The organism is Arthrobacter sp. 2YAF22_2 (assembly GCF_052114645.1).
GTDB lineage: Bacteria > Actinomycetota > Actinomycetes > Actinomycetales > Micrococcaceae > Arthrobacter.
Map to the genome: position 1 here is coordinate 1 of NZ_JBFRFD010000174.1, position 6,580 is coordinate 6,580.

Sequence of the window (6,580 nt, forward strand, 5' to 3'; positions counted from 1 at the left end):
TCGCGTGGCTGTCCCGGCACCTGAAGACCCGCTGGCGGCCCAACCAGGGCGCCTTCCTGGTGGTCACCCACGACCGCTGGTTCCTCGACGAAGTGTGCAACAAGACCTGGGAAATCCATGACGGCATCATGGACCCGTTCGACGGCGGCTACGCGGCCTACGTCCTGGCCCGGGCCGAGCGTGACCGTGCGGCGTCGGTGACCGAAGGCAAGCGCCAGCAACTCGTGAAGAAGGAATTGGCCTGGCTGCGCCGCGGCGCCCCGGCCCGGACGGCCAAGCCGAAGTTCCGGATCGAGGCTGCCAACGCGCTGATCGCCGACGTCCCGGAGCCGCGCGACTCGACGGCGCTGAGCAAGATGGCGACGGCGCGTCTCGGCAAGGACGTGCTGGACCTGGAAAACGTTTCGCTCGATTTCCGGGGCGGCGAGCCCGGCCAGAAGCTGTTCGACAACATCACGCTCCGGCTCGCCCCGGGCGAGCGGCTCGGTCTCGTCGGGGTCAACGGTGCCGGGAAGACCACGCTGTTGAAGCTGCTCAACGGCGAGATTGAGCCCAGCGCCGGCAAGGTCAAGCGCGGCAAAACCGTGGTCACCGCGGTGCTCACCCAGGAGGTCAAGGAGCTCGACGACGTCTCGGACCTGCGCGTGATCGAAGTGATCGAGCGCGAAAAGCGTTCCTTCAACGTCGGCGGCAAGGAATTCACGGCGGGCCAACTCGTGGAGCAGCTTGGGTTTACGAACGAGAAGCAATGGACCCCGGTCAAGGATCTGTCCGGTGGCGAGCGCCGCCGGCTTCAGCTGCTGCGCCTGCTCGTGGGCGAGCCCAACGTGCTGATGCTCGACGAACCGACCAACGACCTTGACACGGACACCCTTGCCGCGGTCGAAGACGTGCTCGACGGCTGGCCGGGCACGCTCGTCGTCGTCAGCCACGACCGCTACCTGCTCGAACGCGTCACCGACCACCAGATGGCCTTGCTGGGCGACGGCAAGATCCGTGCCCTCCCGCGCGGCGTGGACCAGTACCTGGAACTGCGCGAAGCGGCACTGGCCGGTTCAACCATCACCGGCGGCGGAAACCCGGTCACCGGGCCGAGCGGAAGCTCTGCACCCGCCGCCTCCGGCTCCTCGGAAGCCGAAAAGCGCGATGCCCGCAAGGCCAAGAATCGGATCGACCGCCAGTTGGGCAAACTCCAGCAGCAGGAGGACAAGATCCACGCCCAGATGACTGCCGGGGCCGGCGACGCTTCCAAGTTCGATGAGCTTGCCGGCCTTAACGCGAAGCTCCAGCAGCTCGCCGCAGAACGTGAAGCCCTCGAGCTCGAGTGGCTTGAGGCCTTGGAGGTTCTCGGCGAGTAGACCAACTCGCGGCTGCCCCGGGTGATGGACATACCCGCTGCTTGACTCCACGAATGGGCATGTTCTCTGGCGGCGACATTCATACGCGGGCATGCCCTTCGTTCACGTCCAGGATTGGGCATGTTGGCAGGATGTCCATTGGTCACAGCCAGAGGAGGGCATGTCCGAGGAGGTTGTGGGGCGAGGACTTAGCCGACGGGGCAGGTTGTGCCTGACGCTACCAGCTCAGGCTAGGGAGCATGCCGTCCGTGCGGCCCCAGAAATGGGCATGCCCTTTGTGGTCCGCACTCTCCCGCGGGCATGCCCTTCGTTCACGTCCAGGAATGGGCATGTTGGCAGGATGTCCATTGGTCACAGCCAGGGGAGGGCATCTCCGAGGAGGCTGTGGGGCGAGGACTTAGCCGACAGGGCCGGTTGTGCCTGACGCTGCCGGCTCAGGCTAGGGAGCGTGCCGTCCGTGCGGCCCCAGAAATGGGCATGCCCTTCGTGGTCCGCACTCTCCCGCGGGCATGCCCGATCTCCCCACCCAAGAATGGGCATGTTGGCCTCATGTCCATCGGCCGCCACCAGGAATGGACATGTCCCAGACAGTCCGGCGGCGAGCACGCGGAGGATGGCCGTTTCGCGGCGCCGACTGACCGCCGGGCTTAGGCGACGGACTAGTCCTCGACGCGGAGTTCGGGTTCCTTGCGCAGACCCGTGAGGCCGTTCCAGGCGAGGTTCACCAGGTGCGCGGCGACTTCGCGTTTGTCCGGGGTCCGGCTGTCCTGCCACCATTGGCCGGTCATCGCGACCATGCCCACCAGCATCTGGGCGTACATGGCGCCGTCCGCGGAGCTGAAGCCGCGGCGGGCAAATTCGTCGGCCAGAATGTACTCGACCCGCACCGTCACCTGCGACAGCAGCGAGGAGAATGCTCCCTCGGGCTGTGATGGCGGCGCATCGCGCATCAGGATGCGGAAGCCTTCGGTCCGGTCCTCGATGTAGCCCAGCAGGGCCAGCGCCGCCCGCTCGACCAGGACGCGGGGCTTGGCCTCCGCGGAGAGAGCATCGTTGATGGAACCGAGCAGGATCCGGAATTCGTGCTCCACGACCTGTGTGTAAAGGCCCTCTTTGGACCCGAAGTGCTCGTAGATCACCGGCTTGGAAACGCCCGCGGCGGCCGCGATCTCGTCTATGGTGGTGCCGTCCAGGCCGCGGAGCGCGAAGAGGGCGCGACCGACGCCGATCAGCTGGACACGGCGCTGGGGACCGGTCATGCGGGACCTGGGAATGTGGCCGGGGGACCGTACCGGCCTGCCGGTGCCGGGGTCCGCCCCTCCGGACACGCCTGCGCTCTTGCTCACATGACCATCATGCCTTACGGCTGCGCCCGCTCCGCTCCGGCATCAAGTCGCACGATTAACATCCTTCGTGGCAGAATTGTCTCTTGTGTCTCCGGCTCGACGCCTGGGCACGGTCCGCTCTGGTGTAATGGCAGCACCCCGGCCTTTGGAGCCGTGGAGTATAGGTTCGAGTCCTATGGGCGGAACTGCCTCGGGTAGTCGGCGACCGGACTAACCGGCCCGCCGGCTGTTGATCCGGCCGGACGAGGCCGCCCGGCGGCCGAGGAACCGGCCAGCCGGGCGGCGGCCGGCGCTAGTCCAGTAGGATAAAGACGATGCCGAGGCCGGAACGTGGTCCGGCACGGCCGCGCGCAGCCGGCATCGAGGTAGACCACCTGGCTGTCGTCCACGGGTCGGCCGAGATCGACCGAGCAGCGGCACTGAGTCAGGCCACTGAGCAAGGAGAGCCCGTACGTGAGCCCCGAGAACACCGGCCCCGCCGCCGTCATTGTCCTAGCAGCAGGTGCCGGTACCCGGATGAAGTCCCGTACCCCCAAGATCCTCCACGAAATCGGCGGCCGCTCCCTGGTCGGACACGCACTGAACGCCGCCCGCGCCCTCCGGCCGCACGAGTTGGCCCTCGTGGTCCGGCACGAACGCGACCAGGTCGCCGCGCACATCGCCGCACTGGATCCGCAGGCGCTGATTGTCGACCAGGACGACGTGCCCGGCACCGGCCGCGCCGTCGAAGCCGCCCTGGACGCCCTGGATGCCCGCCACCCCGAGGGACCGCTGAACGGAACCGTCGTCGTCACCTACGGCGATGTTCCGCTGCTCACCGGCGAACTGCTTTCCGAACTGGTCGCCGCCCACGAAGCGGACGGCAACGCCGTCACCGTCCTCACCGCCGTGCTCAACGATGCGACCGGGTACGGCCGCATCGTCCGRGCCGGGGACGGCACCGTCACCGGTATCCGGGAACACAAGGACGCCAGCGACGCGGAACGCGACATTCGGGAAATCAACTCCGGGATCTACGCCTTCGACGCCGCCGTGCTGAGGGACTCCCTCGCCCACGTCACCACCGACAATGCACAGGGCGAAAAGTACCTCACTGACGTCCTGGCCCTGGCCCGCGCCGCCGGCGGCCGGGTCGCCGCCGTCGTGACCGAGGACCGCTGGCAGGTCGAAGGCGCCAACGACCGCGTCCAGCTTTCCGCCCTCGGCGCGGAGCACAACCGCCGGACCGTCGAGGCCTGGATGCGTGCCGGCGTCACCGTTATCGATCCCGCAACCACCTGGATCGACGCGACCGTGACCCTCGACGAGGACGTCCGGCTGCTGCCCAACACGCAACTGCACGGGGCCACCACCGTGGCGCGCGACGCCGTCGTCGGACCCGACACCACCCTGACCGATGTCCAGGTGGGGGAGGGCGCCACCGTGATCCGCACCCACGGATCCGGCTCGCGCATCGGTGCCCGGTCCAGTGTGGGACCGTTCACGTACCTGCGACCGGGGACCGTTCTGGGCGAAACCGGCAAGATCGGCGCCTTCTACGAGACCAAGAACGTCACGATCGGCCGCGGCTCGAAGCTCTCCCATCTCGGCTATGCCGGCGACGCGGAGATCGGCGAGGACACCAACATCGGCTGCGGCAACATCACGGCCAACTACGACGGCGTGAAGAAGCACCGCACCAAGATCGGCTCCGGCGTCCGCACCGGCTCCAACACGGTTTTCGTGGCTCCGGTCACCGTCGGCGATGGTGCCTACAGCGGGGCCGGTGCAGTGATCCGCAGCGACGTCCCGGCCGGCGCCCTGGTCGTCTCCCTGGCCAAGCAGCGGAACTCCGAAGGCTGGGTCGCGGCGAACCGTCCGGGCTCCATCTCCGCCACGCTGGCCGAGGCCGCAGCCCCCACATCCTCCACTCCACCGGCAACAACAGAAGAGGGCTAGCAAACATGAGCGAAATTACGGCACACGGCGAGAAGAAGCTGGTGCTTGCCGCCGGGCGCGCACACCCGGAACTGGCGCGCGAGATCGCCAAGGAGCTGGGCACCGAACTGCTGCCGCTGGACGCGTACGACTTCGCCAACGGCGAGATCTACGTCCGGGCCGGCGAAAGCGTCCGCGGCACCGACGCCTTCGTCATCCAGGCCCACCCGGCCCCGCTGAACAACTGGCTGATGGAGCAGCTGATCATGATCGATTCGCTCAAGCGGGCCTCCGCCAAGCGCATCACCGTGGTCTCGCCGTTCTACCCCTACGCCCGCCAGGACAAGAAGGGCCGCGGCCGCGAGCCGATCTCGGCGCGCCTGGTCGCGGACCTCTACAAGACCGCCGGTGCCGACCGCATCATGAGCGTGGACCTGCACACCTCGCAGATCCAGGGCTTCTTCGACGGCCCCGTGGACCACCTGATGGCGATCCCGCTCCTCGCCGACTACATCCGTACCCGGGTGGGATCGGACAACATCACCGTCGTCTCCCCGGACACCGGCCGCGTCCGCGTCGCCGAACAATGGGCCGAGCGCCTGGGCGGCGCACCGCTGGCATTCGTGCACAAGAGCCGTGACCTGACGGTGCCCAACCAGGCGGTCTCCAAGACCGTCGTGGGCCAGGTCCAGGGCCGCACCTGCGTCCTGATTGACGACATGATCGATACCGGCGGAACCATTTCCGGGGCCGTCCAGGTGCTCATGAACGCCGGTGCCAAGGATGTCATCATCGCGGCGACCCACGCAGTGTTCTCTGACCCGGCGCCGCAGCGCCTCGCCGAGTCCGGCGCCCGCGAAGTCGTGGTCACCAACACGCTGCCGATCGCCGCGAACAAGCACTTCGCGCAGCTGACGGTGCTGTCSATCGCGCCSCTGATYGCCCGCGCYATCCGTGAAGTGTTCGACGACGGCTCCGTTACGAGCCTGTTTGACGGCAACGCCTAGCCAACGGCCCGCGAGGGCGCCCAGCAGGACGCCCAGCCTGCGGTGCAGGCCCCCGTTTTCGCGAAACGGGGGCCGGCACTGCTAAACTCGTTCCGATACCTTGGCGAGGGAGAGCACCGGTAGTCCGCAGGCAGTCACAAGCTGCCCGGAACGCCGACTGCTGGTCTCCGTTATCGACTGGGTCTGAATCTCCCTTCTGATGGGCGGCCTTGCCGCCCGGCGTTGAAGGTCGCAAACAGACCTCCGCCCTTGCTGAATACCGCTAGTCCACCAGGAGATACCCATGTCTGAGCAGAAGCTCGCAGCAGAAGTCCGCACCGAATTCGGCAAGGGCTTCGCCCGTCGCGCCCGCATGGCCGGCCTGATTCCCGCCGTCATCTACGGCCACGGCGCCGAGCCCATCCACATCACCGTGCCGGCCAAGTCCACCACGCTTGCCGTCCGCCGTGCCAACGCCCTGCTGACCCTCGACATCAACGGCGAGCAGCACCTGGCCCTGGTCAAGGACATCCAGCGCGACCCGATCAAGCAGATCATCGAGCACATCGACCTGCTGACCGTCCGCACCGGCGAGAAGGTCACCGTGGACGTTCCCGTGCACCTGACCGGCGAGCTTGCTCCGGGCAACGTGTACAACCAGGAAATGACCACCGTCTCCCTCGAGGCTGAGGCAACCAACCTGCCGACCGCCGTCGAGGTCAGCATCGAGGGCCGCACCGCCGGTGAGCACATCCACGCTTCCGACCTGGTTCTGCCGAAGGGCTCCGTCCTGCTGGCCGACGCCGAGTCCCTCGTCGTTCACATCTCCGAGGCCACCGAAGTCTCCGAGGAAGAGGCATCCGCCGACACCACCGAAGGCTCTTCGACTGCGGTCGAAGCCGAGTAGTTCCGGTATTTCGGCGGCCGGGTCCCACTGGGGCCCGGCCGCCGTCGTCTGCACAGCCTGCCCATC

Annotated in this window: 5 protein-coding genes and 1 tRNA gene; 5 read left to right on the forward strand and 1 reads right to left on the reverse strand. The window is 67.4% G+C overall.

All coding sequences use genetic code 11. The features are described from left to right. Positions 1 to 1,358 (forward strand): ABC-F family ATP-binding cassette domain-containing protein (locus tag AB4Y86_RS09060; protein ID WP_441401916.1); only part of this gene is annotated, 1,358 nt, incomplete at its 5' end. 659 nt (positions 1,359 to 2,017) lie between these two features. Here AB4Y86_RS09060 and AB4Y86_RS09065 read toward each other — a convergent pair. Continuing rightward, positions 2,018 to 2,617 (reverse strand): TetR/AcrR family transcriptional regulator, encoded by a 600-nt coding sequence (locus tag AB4Y86_RS09065; RefSeq protein WP_441401920.1) that lies wholly within the window; start codon positions 2,615 to 2,617, stop codon positions 2,018 to 2,020. A 200-nt stretch (positions 2,618 to 2,817) separates the two neighbouring features. Here AB4Y86_RS09065 and AB4Y86_RS09070 point away from each other — a divergent pair. The 4 genes from AB4Y86_RS09070 (at position 2,818) to AB4Y86_RS09085 (ending at position 6,514) form a co-directional block, all read left to right on the forward strand. Next, positions 2,818 to 2,889 (forward strand) — tRNA-Gln (locus AB4Y86_RS09070). Between the two features lie 268 nt (positions 2,890 to 3,157). Beyond that, positions 3,158 to 4,642, forward strand: coding sequence for a bifunctional UDP-N-acetylglucosamine diphosphorylase/glucosamine-1-phosphate N-acetyltransferase GlmU (glmU, locus tag AB4Y86_RS09075; RefSeq protein ID WP_441401917.1), 1,485 nt, complete (start codon positions 3,158 to 3,160; stop codon positions 4,640 to 4,642). Between the two features lie 5 nt (positions 4,643 to 4,647). Next, complete coding sequence (locus AB4Y86_RS09080) at positions 4,648 to 5,628, forward strand: ribose-phosphate diphosphokinase (protein ID WP_441401918.1); 981 nt, start codon at positions 4,648 to 4,650, stop codon at positions 5,626 to 5,628. A 283-nt stretch (positions 5,629 to 5,911) separates the two neighbouring features. Then, positions 5,912 to 6,514, forward strand: a complete 603-nt coding sequence (locus AB4Y86_RS09085) for a 50S ribosomal protein L25/general stress protein Ctc (RefSeq protein ID WP_441401919.1) — start codon at positions 5,912 to 5,914, stop codon at positions 6,512 to 6,514. Positions 6,515 to 6,580 lie beyond the last annotated feature (66 nt).